The organism is Allobosea sp. NPDC003192 (assembly GCF_050275675.1).
GTDB lineage: Bacteria > Pseudomonadota > Alphaproteobacteria > Rhizobiales > Beijerinckiaceae > Allobosea.
Genome location: NZ_JBNNPK010000001.1, coordinates 246,333 through 266,484, shown reverse-complemented (window position 1 = coordinate 266,484; position 20,152 = coordinate 246,333). Strand labels below are relative to the sequence as shown.

18 protein-coding genes are annotated in these 20,152 nt (G+C 67.2%); 7 read left to right on the top strand and 11 right to left on the bottom strand.

Annotation, left to right across the window (positions count from 1 at the left end; all coding sequences use genetic code 11):
- Nucleotides 1-210: 210 nt before the first annotated feature.
- The 6 genes from bamA to lpxB all read left to right on the top strand — a co-directional run bounded on the left by bamA (nucleotide 211) and on the right by lpxB (nucleotide 7,289).
- Entirely contained in the window at nucleotides 211-2,739 is a 2,529-nt protein-coding gene (gene bamA, locus ACQKLX_RS01245) for an outer membrane protein assembly factor BamA (protein ID WP_427358751.1), read from the top strand.
- Nucleotides 2,740-2,777: 38 nt separating this feature from the next.
- Nucleotides 2,778-3,842: a UDP-3-O-(3-hydroxymyristoyl)glucosamine N-acyltransferase gene (gene lpxD / locus ACQKLX_RS01240; protein ID WP_427358750.1), complete on the top strand. Its 1,065-nt coding sequence runs from the start codon at nucleotides 2,778-2,780 to the stop codon at nucleotides 3,840-3,842.
- Between the two features lie 91 nt (nucleotides 3,843-3,933).
- A complete protein-coding gene (gene fabZ, locus ACQKLX_RS01235; RefSeq protein ID WP_427358748.1) occupies nucleotides 3,934-4,392 on the top strand; it encodes a 3-hydroxyacyl-ACP dehydratase FabZ in 459 nt (152 codons plus the stop codon).
- A gap of 52 nt (nucleotides 4,393-4,444) precedes the next feature.
- On the top strand, nucleotides 4,445-5,254 hold the full coding sequence (gene lpxA, locus ACQKLX_RS01230; protein WP_427358746.1) for an acyl-ACP--UDP-N-acetylglucosamine O-acyltransferase: 810 nt from the start codon (nucleotides 4,445-4,447) through the stop codon (nucleotides 5,252-5,254).
- Nucleotides 5,251-6,117, top strand: coding sequence for an LpxI family protein (locus ACQKLX_RS01225; protein ID WP_427358745.1), 867 nt, complete (start codon nucleotides 5,251-5,253; stop codon nucleotides 6,115-6,117). Before lpxA ends, ACQKLX_RS01225 begins: the two co-directional genes overlap by 4 nt.
- Nucleotides 6,114-7,289: a lipid-A-disaccharide synthase gene (gene lpxB, locus ACQKLX_RS01220; protein WP_427358744.1), complete on the top strand. Its 1,176-nt coding sequence runs from the start codon at nucleotides 6,114-6,116 to the stop codon at nucleotides 7,287-7,289. The genes ACQKLX_RS01225 and lpxB overlap by 4 nt, the downstream gene beginning before the upstream one ends.
- Nucleotides 7,290-7,296: 7 nt before the next feature.
- Here the strand turns inward: lpxB and ACQKLX_RS01215 are convergent, their stop codons facing one another.
- From ACQKLX_RS01215 to gltX, 3 genes are all read right to left on the bottom strand, one after another.
- Nucleotides 7,297-8,292, bottom strand: coding sequence for a Bug family tripartite tricarboxylate transporter substrate binding protein (locus ACQKLX_RS01215; protein ID WP_427358742.1), 996 nt, complete (start codon nucleotides 8,290-8,292; stop codon nucleotides 7,297-7,299).
- Nucleotides 8,293-8,434: 142 nt separating this feature from the next.
- Nucleotides 8,435-9,724 (bottom strand): citrate synthase, encoded by a 1,290-nt coding sequence (gene gltA, locus ACQKLX_RS01210; protein WP_427358740.1) that lies wholly within the window; start codon nucleotides 9,722-9,724, stop codon nucleotides 8,435-8,437.
- A gap of 267 nt (nucleotides 9,725-9,991) precedes the next feature.
- Entirely contained in the window at nucleotides 9,992-11,410 is a 1,419-nt protein-coding gene (gltX, locus tag ACQKLX_RS01205) for a glutamate--tRNA ligase (protein ID WP_427358739.1), read from the bottom strand.
- A gap of 212 nt (nucleotides 11,411-11,622) precedes the next feature.
- Here gltX and ACQKLX_RS01200 point away from each other — a divergent pair, with 212 nt between their 5' ends.
- Nucleotides 11,623-13,836, top strand: coding sequence for a ComEC/Rec2 family competence protein (locus ACQKLX_RS01200; RefSeq protein WP_427358737.1), 2,214 nt, complete (start codon nucleotides 11,623-11,625; stop codon nucleotides 13,834-13,836).
- On the opposite strand, the gene lexA is transcribed toward ACQKLX_RS01200, so the two are convergent.
- The 8 genes from lexA to ACQKLX_RS01160 all read right to left on the bottom strand — a co-directional run bounded on the left by lexA (nucleotide 13,830) and on the right by ACQKLX_RS01160 (nucleotide 20,106).
- A complete protein-coding gene (lexA, locus tag ACQKLX_RS01195) occupies nucleotides 13,830-14,567 on the bottom strand; it encodes a transcriptional repressor LexA (RefSeq protein WP_427358735.1) in 738 nt (245 codons plus the stop codon). The two genes, ACQKLX_RS01200 and lexA, sit on opposite strands and share 7 nt — an antisense overlap.
- A 103-nt stretch (nucleotides 14,568-14,670) precedes the next feature.
- Nucleotides 14,671-15,882, bottom strand: a complete 1,212-nt coding sequence (locus tag ACQKLX_RS01190) for a molybdopterin molybdotransferase MoeA (RefSeq protein ID WP_427358733.1) — start codon at nucleotides 15,880-15,882, stop codon at nucleotides 14,671-14,673.
- Nucleotides 15,879-16,367, bottom strand: coding sequence for a cyclic pyranopterin monophosphate synthase MoaC (gene moaC, locus ACQKLX_RS01185; RefSeq protein WP_427358731.1), 489 nt, complete (start codon nucleotides 16,365-16,367; stop codon nucleotides 15,879-15,881). The genes ACQKLX_RS01190 and moaC overlap by 4 nt, the downstream gene beginning before the upstream one ends.
- Nucleotides 16,364-17,176: an indole-3-glycerol phosphate synthase TrpC gene (gene trpC / locus ACQKLX_RS01180; protein WP_427358729.1), complete on the bottom strand. Its 813-nt coding sequence runs from the start codon at nucleotides 17,174-17,176 to the stop codon at nucleotides 16,364-16,366. The genes moaC and trpC overlap by 4 nt, the downstream gene beginning before the upstream one ends.
- A gap of 8 nt (nucleotides 17,177-17,184) precedes the next feature.
- Nucleotides 17,185-18,198 (bottom strand): anthranilate phosphoribosyltransferase, encoded by a 1,014-nt coding sequence (gene trpD / locus ACQKLX_RS01175; protein WP_427358727.1) that lies wholly within the window; start codon nucleotides 18,196-18,198, stop codon nucleotides 17,185-17,187.
- 14 nt (nucleotides 18,199-18,212) lie between these two features.
- Nucleotides 18,213-18,830: an anthranilate synthase component II gene (locus ACQKLX_RS01170; protein WP_427358725.1), complete on the bottom strand. Its 618-nt coding sequence runs from the start codon at nucleotides 18,828-18,830 to the stop codon at nucleotides 18,213-18,215.
- Nucleotides 18,831-18,963: 133 nt separating this feature from the next.
- A complete protein-coding gene (locus ACQKLX_RS01165) occupies nucleotides 18,964-19,500 on the bottom strand; it encodes a DUF1579 domain-containing protein (protein WP_427358723.1) in 537 nt (178 codons plus the stop codon).
- A 54-nt stretch (nucleotides 19,501-19,554) separates the two neighbouring features.
- Nucleotides 19,555-20,106 carry an SRPBCC family protein gene (locus ACQKLX_RS01160; RefSeq protein WP_427358721.1) on the bottom strand — a complete coding sequence of 184 codons (552 nt, stop codon included), beginning with the start codon at nucleotides 20,104-20,106 and terminating at the stop codon, nucleotides 19,555-19,557.
- Between the last annotated feature and the right edge of the window lie 46 nt (nucleotides 20,107-20,152).

Below are 20,152 nucleotides of genomic sequence, written 5' to 3'. Positions count from 1 at the left end.
CCTGTTTTCCTGGGCCGGGCCGCTTTTCCGAAGGGTGCGCGTGACCTCCCGGCAACGACCTCCGCAAAAATCTTTTGTTAACGACAATGGCGGTTTGCACCCCGCAGGAAACTTTGTAGAAGCGTTTGGTCTTCAATGTCGCCGAGCCTCGCCTGTAGCGGGGTTCCCCGCTTGCGGGGGGGTGACCCAAAGAATGGAATAGGCGACCCGATGACGTCGACGCTTCAGAGCCGGTCCTTGCGCATGCGGCTCTCTCGATCAGTCGGACTTGCGGCCGTCATGGTGGCCGTCAGCGGTAGCGTGGTGTTCGCGCAGTCCGTGGTTGTCCAAGGAAACCGTCGTGTCGATGCGGAGACGATCCGCTCGTATGTGACAGGGCAGGGTTCGGGCAACCCGCAGGAGATTCGCCAGAATCTCATGGCGACGGGCCTGTTCTCCAACGTTCAGGTCAGCCGCCGCGGGGCGCAGACCGTCGTCTCCGTCCAGGAGAACGACACGATCAACCGCGTCGCCTTCGAGGGTAACCGTCGCCTGAAGGGCGATGTGCTGCTCGGTCAGGTTCAGTCGAAGGCGCGTGGTCCGCTGAGCCAGCAGCTCATCGACGCCGACGTCGAGCGTCTCAAGGAAGTCTATCGTCGCGCCGGTTACGGCCTCGCTACGATCAGCGGCCGTATCCAGCCGCTGCCGAACGGTCGCTCCGACGTCGTCTTCACCATCGTGGAGAGCGGCAAGACCGGCATCAAGTCGATCAACTTCAGCGGCAACGGCGCCTATTCCTCGTCGCGCCTGCGCGGGCTGATGACCTCCACCGAGTCGAACTTCCTGAGCTGGATCAAGACGTCCGACGTCTACGATCCGGACCGGATCAACTCCGATCTCGAGCTGATTCGCCGCTATTACCTGAAGAACGGCTATGCCGACTTCCGCATCGTCTCGAGCGATGCGCGCTTCGACGACGCTGCCGGCGGCTGGGTCGTCGACGTCGCCGTCGATGAAGGTCCGCAATACAAGGTCGGCAATGTCGCGGTCGATTCCCGGCTGCGCGACGTCGATCCGGCTGCCCTGCAGTCGCTCGTCAACACCTCCGCCGGCGACACCTACAACGCCGAGGCCGTCGAGCGCTCGCTGGTCACCCTGACCACCGAGGTGGCGAAGCGCGGCTATGCCTTCGCCCAGGTCCGCCCGCGCGGCGAGCGCGATGCGGCCGGCCAGCAGATCGGCATCACCTATGTCGTCGAGGAAGGCCCGCGGGTCTATGTCGAGCGCATCAATGTGCGCGGCAACACCCGCACGCGCGACTATGTCGTCCGCCGCGAGCTCGATCTCGGCGAAGGCGACGCCTATAACAAGGTCTTCGTCGATCGTGCCGAGCGCCGTCTGAACAATCTCGGCTTCTTCAACAAGGTCCGCATCACCAACGAGCCGGGCAGCGCGCCCGATCGCGTGGTCGTCAACATCGACGTCGAGGACAAGGCGACCGGCTCGTTCTCGGTCGCGGGTGGCTACTCGACCTCGGACGGCATCATCGGCGAGGTTTCGCTGTCCGAGTCGAACTTCCTCGGCCGCGGCCAGTTCGTCCGTATCGCCGGCACCCTCGGCCAGCGGACCCAGGGCATCGACTTCTCGTTCACCGAGCCGTACTTCCTCGGCCATCGGATCGCGGCGGGCTTCGACCTGTTCTCGAAGTTCAACGACAACACCAATATCGGTTACTTCGAGAGCCGGGTGACCGGCGGCCAGGTGCGCTTCTCCTTCCCGATCACGGAAGAGTTCTCGATCACGCCGCGCTACTCGATCTATTCGACCGAGATCAAGATCCCGAACACCTTCTCGCAGCCCTACAACGACTGCAGCCTGCCGCAGGCCGGTATCACGCCCGGAACGCCGGGCGCGACGCCGGCTACGCAGGCCTTCAACTGCTTGACGAACGGCGAGGCGACGGTCGCGGTCAAGGAAGCCCAGGGCACGACGCTGACCTCGCTGGTCGGCCTGAACTTCAACTACAACTCGCTCGACAACTACCAGAACCCACGCAACGGCTTCATCGCCGAGCTGAAGCCGGAGTTCGCCGGTCTGGGCGGCGATTCGAAGTTCCTGCGCGTCAGCGCCGATGCGCGCTACTACAAGGAGTTCCTCGAGGACTTCGTCGGTATCGCCCGGCTCCAGGGCGGTCACGTCCAGGCCACCAGTGGCGATCTGCGCATGATCGACCACTACTTCCTCGGACCGACCCTGGTGCGTGGCTTCGCGCCCTCCGGCATCGGCCCGCGCGACGTCTCGAACGACCCGACCGCGAACGCGCTGGGCGGCACCACCTATTTCGGTGGCTCGCTCGAAGTGCAGTTCCCGATCTTCGGTCTGCCGCGTGATCTCGGCCTGAAGGGGGCGGTCTTTGCCGACGCCGGTACGCTGTTCAACTATGACGGCGGCCGCAAGGTCGGCGGCTTCGCTTGCCCGGCGGGCAGCGAGGCGCGCCAGTTCAACGTCGCGATCGACCAGACCTATGGCGTGCCTTACCAGAACAATATCGCCTGCGTGCGCGACAAGAACGTGCTGCGCTCGTCCGTCGGCGTGAGCTTGCTCTGGCAGTCGCCGCTCGGCCCGATCCGCTTCGACTATGCCTATGCGCTGACGAAGGACGACGGCCAGATCGGCACCGATCCGCGCACCGGGATCACCGGCAAGTACGGCGGCGACCGCACCCAGGCCTTCCGCTTCTCGGGCGGCACCCGCTTCTGACCTGTGGGGCGCATCAGCGCCCCGCAACGGACCAGCTAATGGCAGAACCCAGTTTCTTTCCGATCGCGACCTCGCTGTCCTTCAGCGAGGTCGCTTCCTTGTCGGGCATCGCGTTGCCGGAAGGTGCCGATCCGGCACGCCGGATCGAGGGCGTCGCCCCGCTCGAAACGGCCGGCGGTGGCGATGCTGCCTATATGGACAACCCGAAATACGTTGCAGCGCTGGCTGGTACCTCGGCGGGGCTCTGCTTCGTCTCGCCACGCTTCGCCGAACGTGTGCCGGCTGGCACTGTCGCGCTGGTCACTCCCGCGCCCTACCATGCCCTTGCCAAGCTACTGTCGACCTTCTACCCGCAGGTGCTGCGGCCTGGCTCGATGTTCGGCTCGGCCGGCGTCGCTCCGGGCGCCTTCGTGCATGCGACGGCGCGGCTCGAAGCCGATGTCACGGTCGACCCGGGAGCGGTGATCGGGCCGGGCGCGGAGATCGGCGCCGGCACGGTGATCGGGCCGAACGCCGTCATCGGCCCGCAGGTCCGGATCGGGCGGCAATGCGCGGTTGGCGCCGGCTCGACGCTGCAGGCGGCCTTGATCGGCAATCGCGTCATCATCCATCCCGGTGTGCGTATCGGCCAGGACGGGTTCGGCTTCGCCATGGGTCCGAAGGGGCACATGAAGGTGCCGCAGGTCGGCCGCGTCATCATCCAGGACGATGTCGAGATTGGCGCAAATACGACGATCGACCGCGGCGCCAGCCGCGACACGGTCATCGGCGAGGGCACCAAGATCGATAACCTCGTCCAGATCGGCCATAACTGCGTGATCGGCCGCCATTGCGTCATCTGCGGCCAGGTCGGCATGGCCGGGTCCAGCACGCTCGAGGATTTCGCCGTGCTCGGCGGGCAGGCGGGGTTGGCGGGCCATCTGACAATCGGCATGGGCGCGCAGATCGCGGCCCAGAGCGGTGTCGCAGGCGACGTTCCACGCGGCGCGCGCTATGGCGGCTATCCGGCGCAGCCAGCCCTGAGCTGGGCGCGTGAGGCCGCCTTGCTCAAGCAACTCGCCGCCAAGCGCGGCAAAGGGCCGGGCGGCGGCGAAAACGCTTGATCTCGCGCCGGCTTCCGGCAAAAGCAGCTTTTCAAGACAGGTGGTGGCGAATGTCCGTGCGGGGCGCGGGCGTCCGAGGAGAAACGACACGATGACGGATGCGACGAAAGCGCTCGGCGTGGCCGATATCCAGAAGATCATGGCCTGCATTCCGCATCGCTATCCGTTCCTTCTGGTCGACAAGGTCGTCGAGATCGACGGGGACGCGTCCGGGGTCGGCATCAAGAACGTCACGTTCAACGAGCCGCAGTTCACCGGGCATTTTCCCGGTCGCCCGGTCTTCCCTGGCGTTCTGATGATCGAGGCGATGGCGCAGACCGCGGGTGTACTCGTCGTCAGTGCGCGCGGTAGCGACGATCTTGCGGTCACGACCGTGCTGTTCACCACGATCGACAAGGCGAAGTTCCGCAAGCCCGTCGTGCCGGGCGATACGCTGCGCTTCCACCTCACCAAGCTGGCGCACAAACGCAACATCTGGTTCTACCGCGGCGAGGCCAGGGTCGACGGCGTGCTCGTCGCCGAGGCCGAGCTCTCGGCGATGGTCGTGTGAGCGAGGGATCGCAATGCACGCCCCGCTTTCCGGCGAGATGCAGGATTCTGCCATGAGCACTTCGATCCACCCGATGGCGATCGTCGACCCGGCTGCCAAGCTGGGGGCGGGCGTCAAGATCGGCCCGTTCTGCACCGTTGGTCCCGATGTCGCCCTCGGCGACGGCGTCGAGCTGATCAGCCATGTCGTCGTCGCCGGCCGCACGACGATCGGCCCGCGCACCAAGATCTACCCCTTCGCCTCGATCGGCCACCCGCCGCAGGACCTGAAGTACAAGGGCGAGCCGTCGACGCTGGCGATCGGCGCCGACTGCGTGATCCGCGAAGGCGTGACGATGAATCCGGGCACCGAAGGCGGCGGCATGAAGACCGTCATCGGCGACCGTGGCCTGTTCCTGGCCAACTCGCATGTCGGCCATGACAGCGTGATCGGCAACAACGTCATCTTCTCGAACAACGTCATGTGCGCCGGCCATGTCACCGTTGGCGATTTCGTCATCGTCAGTGGCGGCACCGGGCTTCAGCAGTTCGTCCGTATCGGCGATCACGCCTTCATCGGCGGCGGCTCCGGTGTCCTGCTCGACGTCATCCCGTTCGGGATGGTCCGTGACAATCCGGCTCATCTCGCCGGCCTCAATCTCGTCGGCCTCAAGCGCCGCGGTTTCTCGCGCGAGCAGATCCACGAGCTTCGCCGCGCCTATCGCCTGCTCTTCGCCGACGAAGGCACGCTCTCCGAGCGGGTCGAGGACGTCGCCGCCGAGTTCGCGGAGCATCCCTTGATTCACGAGATCCTCGATTTCATCCGGGCCGGCGGCGACCGGGGGATTTCGGTGCCGCGCGACGTCAACGCGCCAGAGCGGTGAGCAAAGGGCCGGCCGATACTGGCCGGCCGCAGGGGCGGCGCCTTGCCGTCCTGGCCGGCCGCGGCGAGTTTCCGTTGCGGGTGGCCGGAGCGGCTGCAGCACAGGGCGCAAGCGTCTATGTCGCCGTGCTCACCGGCGCAGGCGACCCGGCCGACTATGCAGCCTACGACGCCAAGGAATACCGGCTCGGCCAGCTCGGGCGTTTTCTCGATGAGATCAAGCGGCGCCAGGTCGACGAGATCGTCATGGTCGGCGCCCTGCCGCGGCCGAGCTTCGGCTCGCTCGCGCCGGAACTGTCGACCCTGAAATACCTGCCGCATTTCGCACGCGCCTTCCAGGGCGGCGATGACCATCTGCTGCGTGGCGTCGTCAGCTTCTTCGAAGGCCAGGGGCTGCGCGTGCTCGGACCGGCCGACATCGCGCCCGATCTCGTTGCTTCCGTCGGAGCGTTGGGACGCCACAAGCCGTCCGCCGCCGCGCGCGAGGCGATCGCCACCGGTTTCAACCTGCTCGCAGCGCTCTCACCCTTCGACATGGGGCAAGCGGCGATCGTCGCCGATCATCGCGTTGTCGCCGTCGAGGCGGCCGAAGGCACCGATGCGATGATCGATCGCGTCGCCGGCCTCGTTCAGACCGGACGCCTGAAGCTCGGCAAGGGCGACGGCGTCCTCGTCAAGGCGCCCAAGCTCGGACAGGATCTCAGAGTCGACATGCCGGCGATCGGCCCGGATACGGTGGCGCGCGTGGCGGCGGCCGGTCTTGCCGGCATCGCGGTCAAGGCGGGCAGTGTCCTGATCGGCGATCGCGAGCGGCTGGCGACATTGGCGGACACATCGGGCCTGTTCGTCGAGGGCGTGGCGTGACCCGCCCGTTCAGGCTGTTCGTCATTGCCGGCGAGGCCTCGGGCGATGCGCTCGGCGCACGCTTCGTGGCGCGGCTGCGCGAGGTGCTGGGCGATCGACCGCTGGAGCTGTCAGGCGTCGGCGGTGAGGCGTTGATCGCCGAGGGGCTGCACAGCGTCTTCCCGCAGGAGGACATCGCCGTGATGGGGTTCGGTCCGGTGGTGGCGCGCCTGCCGCTGCTGCTGCGCCGGATGTCGGATGCGGCGCGGGCTGCTGCGGCCTTCGCCCCGGATCTGCTGCTCACCATCGACGCGCCTGATTTCAGCCTTCGCGTCGCGAAGAAGGTCCGGCGGCTCGCGCCGACCGTGCCGACCGCGCATTGGGTCTGCCCGAGTGTCTGGGCCTGGCGACAAGGCCGGGCTCGGCGGATGAAGCCGCATGTCGACCGGATCCTGGCGCTATTGCCCTTCGAGCCGGCGGCGCTGGAGCGGCTCGGCGGGCCGCAGACCGTCTATGTCGGCCACCCCCTCATCGAGCGGCTGCAGGACTATCGACCAGGGCCGAGCGAGGCGGCGCGGCGCAACGACGCCGAGGCACCGACCATTCTGGTGCTGCCCGGCAGCCGGCGTTCGGAGATTCGGCATCTGCTGCCGCCCTTCGGTGAGGCGGTGGCGCTCGTTGCCGACCATTTGCCGCGAGCGCGCTTCGTGCTTCCGGCAGTGCCGCGATTGGTGGAGGCGGTGACGCAGCTCACAGCCGATTGGCGCGTCAAGCCGGAGATCGTGACCGGCGATGCGGCCAAGCTCGCGGCCTTTCGTGAGGCGAGGGCAGCCTTGGCAGCTTCGGGCACGGTGACGCTCGAGCTGGCGCTGGCGCTGGTGCCGACGGTCGCGGCCTATCGCGGAGCCGGCTGGGAGGCCGCGCTGGCGCGACGCCTGATCAAGCTGCCGAGCGTGATCCTGCCCAATCTGATCATCGGCGAGAGCGTGGTGCCGGAGTTCATCCAGGACGACGCCTCGCCGCAGGCTTTGGCCAATGCGCTTCTGGCTGCGACCCGCGATGGCCCGGCCCGCCAGCGCCAGCTCGACGGCTTTGTCCTGGTCGAACAGAACATGCGCAACGCCGGGCCGAGCCCGGCGGCGAACGCCGTCGATGCGGCGCTCGCCCTCGTTCGCAAGCCGACAGGCGGCTGACGGCGGCTTATTCGACGACGGCGCCCGAGGCCTTGGCGATCGGGCCCCATTTCGCCAGCTCGGCCTTGACGTGCTCGCCCAAAGCTTCCGGCGTCGAGCCGACGATCACGGCGCTGACGTCCTCCAGACGCTGCTTCACATTGGCGTCCTTGAGCGAGGCGTTGGCGGCGCTGTTGATCTTGTCGACCACTGGGCGCGGCATGTTGGCCGGGCCGAACAGCGCATTCCAGGTATAGGTCTCGTAGCCGGCGAGCCCGCCTTCGGCGATGGTCGGCAGGTCCGGGAAGGAGGAGACGCGTTCCTTGGTGGTGACACCGATAGCGCGCAATTGGCCGCTGCGGATGAACTGGGCCGAGGAAGGCAGGTTGTCGAACATGATCGGCACCGCGCCGGCGACGACGTCGTTCAATGCCGGGCCGGCGCCGCGGTAGGGCACATGGTTCATGCTGACGCCGCCGAGCGACTTGAACAGCTCGCCGGACAGATGCAGCGGCGTGCCGACACCGGACGAGGCGTAGGAATACTTGCCGGGATTGTCCTTCAGCAGCTTCAGCACCTCAGGCACCGTCTTGGCCGGAAAGCTCGGATGCACGACCATGACGTTCGGCACCACAGCCAGCAACGAGATCGGCGTGAAGTCCTTGACCGCGTCGAAGGTCACGGTCTTCAGGATCGCAGGGTTCAACGCATGGGTCGAAATCGTGCCCAGAAGCAGGGTGTAACCATCCGGCTGGGAGCGTGCGACGGCGGTCGAGCCGATATTGCCGCCGGCGCCGGCACGGTTGTCGATCACGATGGACTGGCCGAGCAGCTCGCCCATCTTCTGGCCGACGAGGCGCGCGACGATGTCGGTCGAGCCGCCGGCGGCGAAGGGCACGATCAGCGAGATCGGCCGCGTCGGGAAGGTAGCCTGGGCGGCGACGGACCCGGCCGCACCGACGAAGGGCAGGGCGGAGGCGCCGGCGAGGAATCCCCGGCGGCTGAGACCTTCGGCATTCGACATGAGTGGTGAACCTTTATTGTGGGTCGGCGACTGTAGCGCGTCCGGCGCAATGGTCATCTGCGTTTGATGCATTAATCGATGGAAACAATAAAGGCCGCGACGGGTTCCGTCGCGGCCTCCATCGTCTTCGGGCCGGTGCTGTTCAGCGGCGGCCGATCGGAGTGTAGTCGCGCTTCGGCGCGCCGGTGTAGAGCTGACGCGGACGGCCGATGCGCTGGGACGGATCCTCGATCATCTCCTTCCACTGCGCGATCCAGCCGATGCTGCGCGCCAGCGCGAACAGAGCGGTGAACATCGAGGTCGGGAAGCCCATCGCCTTGAGGGTGATGCCCGAATAGAAATCGATGTTCGGGTAGAGCTTCTTCTCGATGAAGTACTCGTCATGCAGGGCGATGCGCTCGAGCTCCATCGCGACGTCGAGCAGCGGATCGTCCTTGATGCCGAGCTCGGCCAGGACCTCATGCGTGGTCTTCTGCATGATCTTGGCGCGCGGATCGTAGTTCTTGTAGACCCGGTGACCAAAGCCCATCAGGCGGAACGGATCGTTCTTGTCCTTGGCCTTGGCGATGTATTTCGGGATGTTGTCGACGCTGCCGATCTCCTCGAGCATCTTCAGCGCGGCCTCGTTGGCGCCGCCATGCGCCGGGCCCCAGAGGCAGGCGACGCCGGCCGCGATGCAGGCGAAGGGGTTGGCGCCCGAGGAGCCGGCGAGCCGGACCGTCGAGGTCGAGGCATTCTGCTCATGGTCGGCGTGGAGGATGAAGATCCGGTCGAGCGCCCGCGAGAGCACCGGGTTGACCTTGTACTCCTCGGCCGGCACGGCAAAGCACATGCGCAGGAAGTTCGAGGTGTAGTCCAGCGAGTTGAGCGGATACACGAAGGGCTGGCCGATCGTGTACTTGTAGGCCATCGCCGCCAGTGTCGGCATCTTCGCGATCATCCGCATCGAGGCGATCATGCGCTGCTGCGGATCGGAGATGTCGGTCGAGTCGTGATAGAAGGCCGACATGGCGCCGACCGAGGCGACCAGAACCGCCATCGGGTGGGCGTCGCGGCGGAAGCCCTGGAAGAAGCGGGCCATCTGCTCGTGCACCATGGTGTGGCGCGTGACGCGATAGTCGAAATCCGCCTTCTGCGCCGCCGTCGGCAGCTCGCCGTAGAGCAGCAGGTAGCAGGTCTCGAGGAAGTCGCCGTGCTCGGCGAGCTGCTCGATCGGATAGCCGCGATAGAGCAGGACGCCCTCGTCGCCGTCGATATAGGTGATCTGCGACTCGCAGCTCGCCGTCGAAGTGAAGCCGGGGTCGTAGGTGAACATCCCGGTCTGGCCGTAGAGCTTGCTGATGTCGATGACCGACGGCCCGATCGAACCCGTTTTGACCGGCATGTCGACGGTTTTGCCCTCGACAGCCAACTGGCTGGTATTTCCGCTCATGGGTCCGATCCTTTCAGGCTCGTTCTTCAGTCATGTTCCCGGTCGAACGGAAGCGCCGGCTGCGTGTCGCGTTCCGACGTCATCCGAACGGCCCACGATGACGGCGCCATGACGGGAATGTCGGGCGTCCAGGAGGGCAGAGTTCATCAGACTGATTTTGAAGCATTTTTTATGCCGGACCGGCAGCGGGAGCCGCCGGTCCGCAGCGCGTTGCTAGACCAATTCCGCCAGGGGTTCAACCGAGCGGTCATTAGCCTTTCTGACGCGTCAGGCCGCGTCGGCAAGGCGTGCCAGCACCTCGTCGCGGCCGAGCACGGCCATCACATCGAACAGGCCGGGCGAAGTGGTCTTGCCGGTCAGAGCCGCGCGCAGGGGCTGCGCGACCTGGCCGAGCTTGACGCCGCTCTCTTCGGCGAAATCCCGGATCGCGCTCTCCAGCGGCGGCGGCGTCCAATCGGCGACGGCCGAGAGCTTCTGCGCCAGCTTAGGCATGCGCTGGCGCGCCGCTTCGTCGAGCAGGGCGGCGGCCTTGGGCTCGAGCGCCAGCGGGCGCTGGGCATAGAGATAGGAGGCGCTGTCGATCAGCTCGATCAGTGTCTTGGCACGCTCCTTCAGGCCGGGCATTGCCGCCATCAGCTTGGTCTCCAGCTCCGGAGTGGGCTGCGTACCAATGCCGCGCGGCGGGCCGATCTCAGACCAGATCGCCTTCAGCGCGGTCATCAATTCGTGATCCCCGGACTGGCGCATATAGAGCCCGTTGAGGTTCTCGAGCTTGGCGTAGTCGAAACGGGCCGGAGAGCGCCCGATCGAGGAGAGGTTGAACAGCGAGACCATCTCCTCGGGAGAGAAGATCTCCTGGTCGCCATGGCTCCAGCCGAGGCGGAGCAGATAGTTGCGCAGCGCAATCGGCAGGTAGCCCATCGAGCGATAGGCATCGACGCCGAGCGCGCCATGGCGTTTCGACAGCTTGGCACCGTCCGCCCCGTGGATCAGCGGGATGTGCGACATGCTGGGAACCTTCCAGCCGAGCGCCTGGTAGATCTGCGTCTGCCGGGCGGCGTTGGTCAGGTGGTCGTCGCCGCGGATGATGTGAGTGACGCCCATGTCGTGATCGTCGACCACGACGGCAAGCATATAGGTCGGATTGCCATCGGAGCGCAGCAGCACGAGATCGTCGAGATTCTCGTTCTGCCAGACGACACGGCCCTGGACCTCGTCCTCGACCACGGTCTCGCCGGTCTGCTCGGCCCTGAGCCGGATCACCGGCTTGACGCCTTCCGGCGCGGTCGCCGGATCGCGATCGCGCCAGCGCCCGTCATAGCGCAGCGGCTTGCCCTCGGCGCGCGCCTTCTCGCGCATCTCCTCGAGTTCCTGCGGCGTCGCATAGCAGTAATAGGCCTTGCCGGCCGCGAGCATCTGCTCGGCGACCTCGCGATGGCGGGCGGCGCGCTGGAACTGGTAAACGGTCTGCCCGTCCCAATCGAGGCCGAGCCAGGCCAGGCCGTCGAGGATCGCGGCAATGGCGCCCTCGGTCGAGCGTTCGCGATCGGTGTCCTCGATGCGCAGCAGCATCTTGCCACCATGACGGCGGGCATAGAGCCAATTGAACAGCGCGGTACGGGCGCCGCCGATGTGCAGGAATCCGGTTGGCGACGGCGCGAAGCGCGTGACGACCGTGTCACTCATGAAAGGAGGCTCCGGCGGAACGGGTAAGCAAAAGGCGAGGGCAATTTCGATACGAGCCCCGGCCGGGGCTGACATCCGGCGCCGCCGCTGTAACATGGCTTGCCGGCTGCCGTTAAGAGCCTCCTGCGGGGAGGGGGCGCGATCAGCGCGCGGCCGCGACGGGGGGACGGATGCTCTCCTACGGGCCAGAACAGCGCCGTAGCAGGGTGGGCGTGCTGGCTCTGCCTGCGCGCTTGCGGCGCATCGCCCATTTTGCCCGGCCGCTATCCGCCTCGCTGCCCGATTGGGGCGACCCCTTCCGCAGGGCGATCGAAACCGAGATCGAGCGCCGCCGCCTGTTCAACTGGTTGCCGGTCTGCATGGGCGCCGGCGTGCTGCTCTATTTCCTCGCCGATCGCGAGCCTGGTCTGGCCGCACCTTTGGCAGGGCTGGTGCTGTGCGCACTTGCCGCGCTGCTGATGCGGCAGCGGCGGGCAGCCATGGCGATCTGCATCGCCGCGGCGGCAGCCTTTGCCGGCTTCGCCGCCGCGACCTGGCGGACGGCAGGCATCGCCGCGCCAGCGCTCGCACGAAATCATGTCGGCAAGCTCACCGGCTTCGTCGAGACGCTCGAGCAGCGCGAAAAGGGCGTGCGCATCGTCATTCAGGTCACCGACCTGCCGGGCGTCGAACCCGGGCAGAGGCCGCGCCGCGTGCGCGTCACCACGCCGGTGACGACGCTGAAGCCGGGCGACCATATCAGCGCGACTGCACGCCTGCTGCCGCCGCCCGGCCCGGCGCGCCCCGGCGGCTATGATTTCGCCCGCGACGCCTTCTTTCAAGGCATCGGCGCGGTGGGCAACATCGCCGGCAAGATCACACTCGCGCCGGCGCCGATCCCGATGCCGCGCCGGCTCGCTTTGGCGGTCGCGATAGACCAAGCCCGCAACGCATTGACCGAGCGCATTGCCACCAGCGGCGGCGGGCAGGCAGGCGCGATGGCGGCGGCGCTGGTCACCGGCAAGCGCGGGCTGATCAGCGAGGAGACCAATAACGACCTGCGCGCCGCCGGCATCTACCACATCGTTTCGATCTCCGGCCTGCACATGGTTCTCGCCGCTGGCACGATCTTCTGGCTGGTGCGGGCGCTGCTGGCGCTATCACAGACGGCGGCGCTGTACTGGCCGGTGAAGAAGCTCGCGGCGCTCGCCGCCATGCTCGGTGCCACAGGCTATTGCGTCTTCTCCGGCGCCGAGGTCGCGACCGTGCGCTCTCTGATCATGACGTTGGTGATGCTCGGCGCGATCCTGGTCGACCGTCCGGCGCTCTCCATGCGTAATCTCGCGCTCGCCGCGATCATCGTGCTGCTGCGCGAGCCGGAGGCGCTGCTCGGCCCGAGCTTCCAGATGTCGTTCGGGGCCGTGGCGGCGCTGATCGCCTTCGCCGAGCGCTGGCAGGAGCGGGCGCCGGATGCCGCTGCGGCCTCCTGGCCCTGGCCGCTGCGACCGCTCTGGCTCTCGGCTGTCGGCATCCTGACCACGACCATGGTCGCGACCGCGGCGACGGCGCCCTATGGCGTCTTCCATTTCCAGACCTTCAATCCGTTCGGCCTGCTCGGCAATGCGCTGGCGCTGCCGTTCGTCTCGCTGATCGTGATGCCGGCTGCGGTCTTCGGCGTGCTCGCCTATCCGTTCGGGCTCGACTGGCCGGCCTGGGCGCTGATGGGCTGGGCCTCGGGCCTCGTGCTCCAACTCGCCCATTGGGTTGCCGGCATCGACCGCTCGACGCTGGTGCTGCCGGCCTTCGGCTCACTCGCCCTGATCCTGTTCTCGCTGTCGTTGCTCTGGCTGACCTTGTGGACGACGGCGCTGCGCCTTCTCGCAGCCCTGCCATTGGTCGGCGGGCTGGCGCTGGCCTCGGCTCCATCACGGCCGGACATTCTGATCGAGCGCGACGGCTCGGGCGTGCTGGTGCGCGGACCGGAAGGGAAGATGGTGCTGGCCGGAAAGCCGAGCCGCTTCGTACTGACGCGATGGCTGCATGCCGACGGCGATTCCCGCTCGCCAGACGATGCCGCCTTGCGCGAGGGGGCCGTCTGCGATGCGCGCGGCTGCGTGATCCGCCTGCCGGATGGCCGCTCGGTTGCCTATACGCGCGACCGCATCGCCCTGGTCGAAGACTGCCAGCGCGCCGATCTCGTAGTGACGTCACTCTACTGGACGGCCTCTTGCGCTGCCCGCCTGATCGACCGCAGCGCGCTCATCCGCGACGGCGCGACCGCGTATCACACGGCTCGCGGCGGCTGGCGCGCCTATACGGCCGACGACGTCTCACGCCTGCGTCCATGGACCCGCGCGCGACCGGAACCGAGGCCGGCGCCAGAACCCGCTCCTGCGCCGGCCCCCGCGGCTGCGGAGTCGGCACTGGAAGCCGAGGCCCTTCAGTAACGCCGCATCAGATTGACCAGCCGACCCTGGATCTTGACCCGGTCAGGCCCGAGCACGCGCGTCTCATAAGCCGGATTGGCGGCTTCGAGCGCGATCGAGGAGCCGCGCTTGCGCAAGCGCTTCAGCGTCGCTTCCTCGTCATCGATCAGGGCGACGATGATGTCGCCGGTATTGGCGGTGTCCTGCTTGCGGATCACGACCGTGTCGCCGTCGAGGATACCGGCTTCGATCATCGAATCGCCGCGGACCTCGAGCGCGTAATGCTCGCCGCCGCCGAGCATGTCTGCCGGCATCGAGACGCTATGGCTGCGATCCTGGATCGCCGAGATCGGCGTGCCCGCAGCGATACGGCCCATGACCGGGATGGAGACGGTGGAACGCCCATTCTCCTCGGCGGCCGGTGGACGCGGTTTCGTCAGGTTGGCCGTCGGTGCCGCGACAGGCGATGTCTGGCCGAGACCGCCCTGGACGACCGAGGGGCTGAAGCGGCCGCGCTGGGCCTGTGGCCCGCCGATGCCATCCGGCATCTTGATGACTTCGAGGGCGCGTGCCCGGTTCGGCAGCCGGCGAATGAAGCCACGCTCCTCGAGCGCCATGATCAATCGGTGGATGCCGGATTTGGAGCGCAGGTCGAGCGCATCCTTCATCTCGTCGAAGGAGGGGGGCACGCCGGATTCGCGCAAGCGCTCATGGATGAAGCGAAGCAGTTCGAACTGTTTGCGTGTCAGCATGGTCGCGCCGCTCGCCTCTCGGGCTAGAATCGAAACAAAGCACGAACACCATACGCGTTCGCCTTGTGTTCCGCAAGGCGCTTCCTGCCCTAAGGTGAACGGATCAGCGCAGCCGGATGATGCGGCAGGGATCGCCAGCCTTGGCCGCTTCGGCAAAGACCGGGCGGATCACCAGCGCCTCGGCGCGCGACAGGTTCGCCAGCATCGAGGAATCCTGCTTGGCGAAGGGTCTGACGCGCCGCTCGCCATCGGCCGTCTCGACCGTGGCGCGCAGATAATCCTGGCGTTCGTCATTGGCCGGCAGATCGGCCGCGAGGATGGCGGGTTCGCTACGATCGCGCTCGGGATCGGCGATGCCGAGCAGAGCCTCGACCAACGGCATCGCGAAGAGATGCCCGCACACGATCGAAGAGACCGGGTTGCCGGGCAGGCCGAGCGCGACCATCGGCCCGAGCCGGCCCATCATCATCGGCTTGCCCGGGCGCATCGCGATCTTCCAGAAGCCGAGCGCCATGCCCTGCGCCTTCAGCGCCGCCTGGACGAGATCGTGCTCGCCGACCGAGGCGCCGCCGAGGGTGATCAGCACGTCGGACCCGGCCGCGCGTGCCGCCTCGATCTTGGCTGCGAGATCGGGATGGTTGTCGCGGGCGATGCCGAGGTCGAGCGCCGTGCCGCCGGCCTGCTCGATCAGAGCGGCGAGGGCGAAGCTGTTGGAGGCGACGATCTGATCGGGGCCGACCGGCTCGCCCGGCAGGACGAGTTCGTCGCCGGTGGCGAGGATGGCGACCAGCGGCTTGCGGCGGACCGAAAGAGTCGGATGACCAGCGGCGGCAGCGAGGCCGAGCGCGGCGCTGTCGAGCCGGCGCCCGGCCTGCAGCAGGATCTCGCCGGCCTGAAAATCGAGACCGGCCGGGCGGATGAACTGCCCCTTGTTCGCCGGCTTGGTGACGCGGATGACCGGGCCGCCGACGCCCTCGGCGTGCTCCTGGATCAGGATCGCATCGGCACCGTCGGGGATCGGGGCGCCGGTGAAGATGCGCACCGTCTCGCCTGGGCCGACAGGGCCGGGAAAGCCGCGGCCGGCGGCGGATTCGCCGACGACCTTCAGCTCCTTGCCCGGTTCCAGATCGGCGGCGCGGGCGGCATAGCCGTCCATGGCCGAATTGGCGAAGGGCGGTTGGGTCCGGAGCGCGGCGACATCCTCAGCCAGCACGCGGCCGGCACATTGTGCCAGCGGCAGCCTCTCGGCTTGTGTCGGGCCGGGCACGCTGTCGAGCAGTGCCTTGAGCGCGACGGGAACGGGAGTGAGGCTCATGCCGATGGCTCTGCGATCTCATAGGTTCCGGACTTGCCGCCGGATTTATGCACGAGTCGGACGCCTTCGATATGCATGGCGCGATCGACCGCCTTCACCATGTCGTAGACGGTGAGGCAGGCGACGCTGACGGCGGTCAGTGCCTCCATCTCGACTCCGGTCTTGCCGGTGAGCTTGACCTCGGCACGGACGCGCACGCCGGGCAGCGTTTCGTCAATCGAAAGGTCGACGGCGATCTTCGAGAGCAGCAGCGGATGGCAGAGCGGGATCAGTTCATGGGCGCGCTTGGCCGCCATGATGCCGGCGAGACGCGCGGTGCCGAGCACGTCGCCCTTCTTGGCCTCGCCATCGCGGACGATCGCCAGCGTTTCCGCCTGCATCACTACATGGCCTTCGGCGATTGCCGTGCGGATGGTCTCGGCCTTGTCGCCGACATCGACCATATGGGCTTCGCCCTTGTGGTCGAGATGGGTAAGGCGGCTCACGCCGCCGCCTCGGTGGTGCTGCCAGTCAGAAGCTCGCGCGTGGCTGCGGTGACGTCCGCTTGGCGCATCAGGCTCTCGCCGACCAGGAAGGTGTTGACGCCGCAGGCCTGCAGGCGGGCGATGTCGGCATGGGTGAAGATGCCGCTCTCGCCGACGAGCAGGCGATCCTTCGGCACGCGCGGCGCCAAGCGCTCGGTGACGGCGAGGTTGAGCTCGAAACTGCGCAGATCGCGGTTGTTGATGCCGACGAGGCGGGTGTCGAGCGTCAACGCACGGTCCAGCTCGGCTTCGTCATGGACCTCGGCCAGCGCCGCCATGCCCAGCGCCTTTGCGGTGGCGACGAGTTCGCGCGCTGCCGCGTCATCGACGCTGGCCATGATGATCAGGATGCAGTCGGCGCCCCAGCTTCTGGCTTCGAAGACCTGGTACGGCTCGAACATGAAGTCCTTGCGCAGGCCGGGCAAGCCGGAGGCGGCACGCGCTTCGGCGAGATATTCCGGCCGGCCTTGGAAGGACGGCGTGTCGGTCAGCACCGAGAGGCAGGCGGCGCCGCCTTCGGCATAGGCTTTCGCTAGCGCCGGAGGGTCGAAATCGGCGCGGATCAGGCCCTTGGACGGCGAGGCCTTCTTGATCTCGGCAATCAGCGCTGGGCCGCCGGCGCTATGCTTGGCTTCGAGGGCGCCGACGAAGTCGCGCGGCGCCGGCATCGCCGCGGCGCGCTTCTCGATCTCGGCCTGCGGCACGGCGGCGCGCGCCGCCGCGATTTCCTCGCGCTTATAGGCCTCGATCCGCCTGAGGATATCGGACATGGGCAGCCTCACGCATTGGAGCTGGCGACCAGGGTCGCGAGCGCCGCCTTGGCCTTGCCATTGTCCAGCACAGCATAGGCCTGCGCCAGCCCCTCGCCGAGCGCAGCCGCCTTGCCGGCGACGACGAGCGCAGCGGCGGCATTGAAGGCGGCGATGTCGCGGAAGGCGCTTTTCGCCCCGCCGAGCACGTCCTGCAACGCCTGTGCGTTCTGCGCCGGCTCGCCGCCGCGCAGATCCTCGGGCCGGGCGCGGGTGATGCCGACATCCTCCGGCGCGATGTTGAAGCTCTCGATCCTGCCGTCCTTCAGCGCGACGACGCGGGTCGGGCCGGTGGTGGTAATCTCGTCGAGCCCGTCCGAGCCGTGCACGGCCCAGACCGTTTTCGAGCCGAGCGACTGCAGCACCTTGACCATCGGCTCCAGCCAGGTCTCCGAGAAGGCGCCGATCAGCTGCTGCTTGACGCCGGCCGGATTCGAGAGCGGGCCGAGCAGGTTGAAGATGGTGCGGGTGCCGAGCTCGGTGCGCACCGGCGCGACATGGCGCATCGAGGCGTGGTGGGTCGGCGCGAACATGAAGCCGACGCCGGCCTGTGCGATGCAGCGCTCGGTGGCGGCGGGCTCCAGCCCGACCTTGACGCCAAGCGCTGTCAGGACATCGGCGGCGCCGGAGCGCGAGGACGCCGCGCGGTTGCCGTGCTTGGCGACCGGCACGCCGCAGGCCGCGACGATGATCGAGGCCAGCGTCGAGACATTGTAGGAACCGGAGGCGTCACCGCCCGTGCCGACGATGTCGATGGCGTCGACCGGTGCCTCGACGGTGAGCATGCGGGCGCGCATGGCGGAGACGGCGCCGGCGATCTCCTCGGTGGTCTCGCCGCGCACGCGCAGCGCCATCAGGAAGGCGGCGGCCTGCGCGTTCGTGACCTCGCCGGAGAGCATGGATTCGAAGGCGTCGCGGGCCTCCTCGCGCGACAGCGAGGCGCCGGTCGCGACCTTGGCGATGAAGGGTTTGAAGTCGTCCATGGGAACTCGATCGATCAGGCTGTCGCGGAAAGGGCGGCTTTGGCGTTCTGGCGCGACCATCGCTCGGCGAGATCGAGGAAATTGCGCAGGATCGTCGCGCCATGCTCCGAGGCGATGCTCTCGGGATGGAACTGCACGCCATGGATCGGCAGGTCGCGATGCGACAGCGCCATGATCATGCCGTCGCCGGATTCGGCTTCGATCGACAGTTCTGGCGGGCAGCTTTCCCTGCGGACGACCAGCGAGTGATAGCGCGTCGCCTCGAGCGGGCCGTTGATGCCGTGGAACAGGCCGCGGGCGCGGTGGGTGATGGTCGAGACCTTGCCGTGCATCGGCAAAGGTGCGCGCACCACTTCGCCGCCGAAGACCTGGCCGATGGTCTGCAAGCCGAGGCAGACGCCGAAGATTGGCTTTTTATCCGCACCTTCGCGCACGAGATCGAGGCAGATGCCGGCTTCGTTCGGGGTGCAGGGGCCGGGCGAGAGCACGATCGCGTCATGGTCGCCGGTGAGCGCTTCGCTGACCGACAGCGTATCGTTGCGGCGCACGTCGACCTTGGCCCCGAGCCCACCGATCAGGTGGACCAGGTTCCAGGTGAAGCTGTCGTAATTATCGATCAGCAGGATGCGCATCGCGTCTAGGCCGTTCCCACCCAGTTTCTCAGGGCTGCACATGCCCCCGAACGCGCGCCCCGGTCAAGCGCGAGGGCGCGGAGCTGGTTGCTCCGCGCCCTCGGTTGTCGTCAATTGTGCCGGCGCTCGGCCGTCACTTCACCCGGCGATAATGCGCCGTCATGAACTGGACCCACTGGCCATCCTCGCCCTTGGCGCGCGAGGACAGGATGTGATGGTCCGGGCTCTTGACCTCGACGATGTCCTGATAGGCCGCCGTCTGGCCAGGCTTGGTGAAGTCGGGGCCTTCGGTATCGAGGGTCAGCACTTTGCCGTCGGCGCTGCGGGTGCCGGAGTAGACCCACTGACCGCTCATCATCGAGCCGATGAAGGAGCCGACATAGCGTTCCTTGAGCGGATCGTAGCCGAGCGTGATCCGGGTCTTCGCCGGGCTGCCATCGGGCATGCAGCCGGTGCCGTCACCGACGAGCCAGAGCTCGCCGATCGACGAGTAGGACTGCGTGCCTGAAGACTTCATCGGCGGCTGGTCCGGACCCATCATGCACTCGCTTTCATAGGTCCATTCGCCGACGAGCTGGAGGAGCCAGTCATGCTCCGCCTGGGGCTTGGACGGCATGCAGCCGGAGAGGTCGCCGGCCTGCGGCTTGTCGAGTTCTGCTGCGTTGCTCATGGTTCTTCCTCCTTGGCTTTGCTTCTCTGGGGTGGACAGTCGAATGCGCCGCGGTCAGGCGGCGGCAGCAACCAGCTGCGGCCGTTCTGTCGCCTGCTTGAGGGCGGCGAGGCCCTTCTCGAAATCGTCGCCGACCATGCGGTCCATGTTGAAGACCGTGCCCATGATCTTGCCGATGAACGGGCAGGCGCCCTGCATGTGCCAGGTCACCAGCGTGCCGCCTTCAGCCGGGGCGAGGGAGAAGGTGATCAGGTTGTGGCAGGCCATCGGCTTGGTCATGTCGAGCGTGACGGCGAGCTTCACCGGCGCCTGGACCTCGACGATGGCGAGCTCGCCGGTGCCGGCCTGCTTGTTGCCGTCGAAGGCGTAGACGGCGCCGACGCCGGAGGTTCCGCCCTTGAAGCTGCGCTTCATCGCCGGGTCCTTCTTCTCATAGGGCGACCAGGCACCCCATTCCTGGAAGTCCGCGAGCAGGGCGAAGATGCGCTCGGGCGTCGCCCGGATCGTCGCGGAACGGCTGACCTGGAAAACATCGGGCTTGCGTGCGGCGACAATGAGGACGCCGGCGATCAAAGCGAGAATGGCGATGGCGAGATAGGTGAGCATGGTTTCCTCCTGTAGCAGGCGTCTCGGGCCACTGGTCAGCCCATCT

Coding starts and splice junctions, on each gene's coding strand:
- bamA (WP_427358751.1), top strand. CDS start 211: ATGACGTCGACGCTTCAGAGCCGGTCCTTGCGCATGCGGCTCTCTCGA.
- lpxD (WP_427358750.1), top strand. CDS start 2,778: ATGGCAGAACCCAGTTTCTTTCCGATCGCGACCTCGCTGTCCTTCAGC.
- fabZ (WP_427358748.1), top strand. CDS start 3,934: ATGACGGATGCGACGAAAGCGCTCGGCGTGGCCGATATCCAGAAGATC.
- lpxA (WP_427358746.1), top strand. CDS start 4,445: ATGAGCACTTCGATCCACCCGATGGCGATCGTCGACCCGGCTGCCAAG.
- ACQKLX_RS01215 (WP_427358742.1), bottom strand. CDS start 8,292: ATGTCGAATGCCGAAGGTCTCAGCCGCCGGGGATTCCTCGCCGGCGCC.
- gltA (WP_427358740.1), bottom strand. CDS start 9,724: ATGAGCGGAAATACCAGCCAGTTGGCTGTCGAGGGCAAAACCGTCGAC.
- gltX (WP_427358739.1), bottom strand. CDS start 11,410: ATGAGTGACACGGTCGTCACGCGCTTCGCGCCGTCGCCAACCGGATTC.
- lexA (WP_427358735.1), bottom strand. CDS start 14,567: ATGCTGACACGCAAACAGTTCGAACTGCTTCGCTTCATCCATGAGCGC.
- ACQKLX_RS01190 (WP_427358733.1), bottom strand. CDS start 15,882: ATGAGCCTCACTCCCGTTCCCGTCGCGCTCAAGGCACTGCTCGACAGC.
- trpC (WP_427358729.1), bottom strand. CDS start 17,176: ATGTCCGATATCCTCAGGCGGATCGAGGCCTATAAGCGCGAGGAAATC.
- trpD (WP_427358727.1), bottom strand. CDS start 18,198: ATGGACGACTTCAAACCCTTCATCGCCAAGGTCGCGACCGGCGCCTCG.
- ACQKLX_RS01170 (WP_427358725.1), bottom strand. CDS start 18,830: ATGCGCATCCTGCTGATCGATAATTACGACAGCTTCACCTGGAACCTG.
- ACQKLX_RS01165 (WP_427358723.1), bottom strand. CDS start 19,500: ATGAGCAACGCAGCAGAACTCGACAAGCCGCAGGCCGGCGACCTCTCC.
- ACQKLX_RS01160 (WP_427358721.1), bottom strand. CDS start 20,106: ATGCTCACCTATCTCGCCATCGCCATTCTCGCTTTGATCGCCGGCGTC.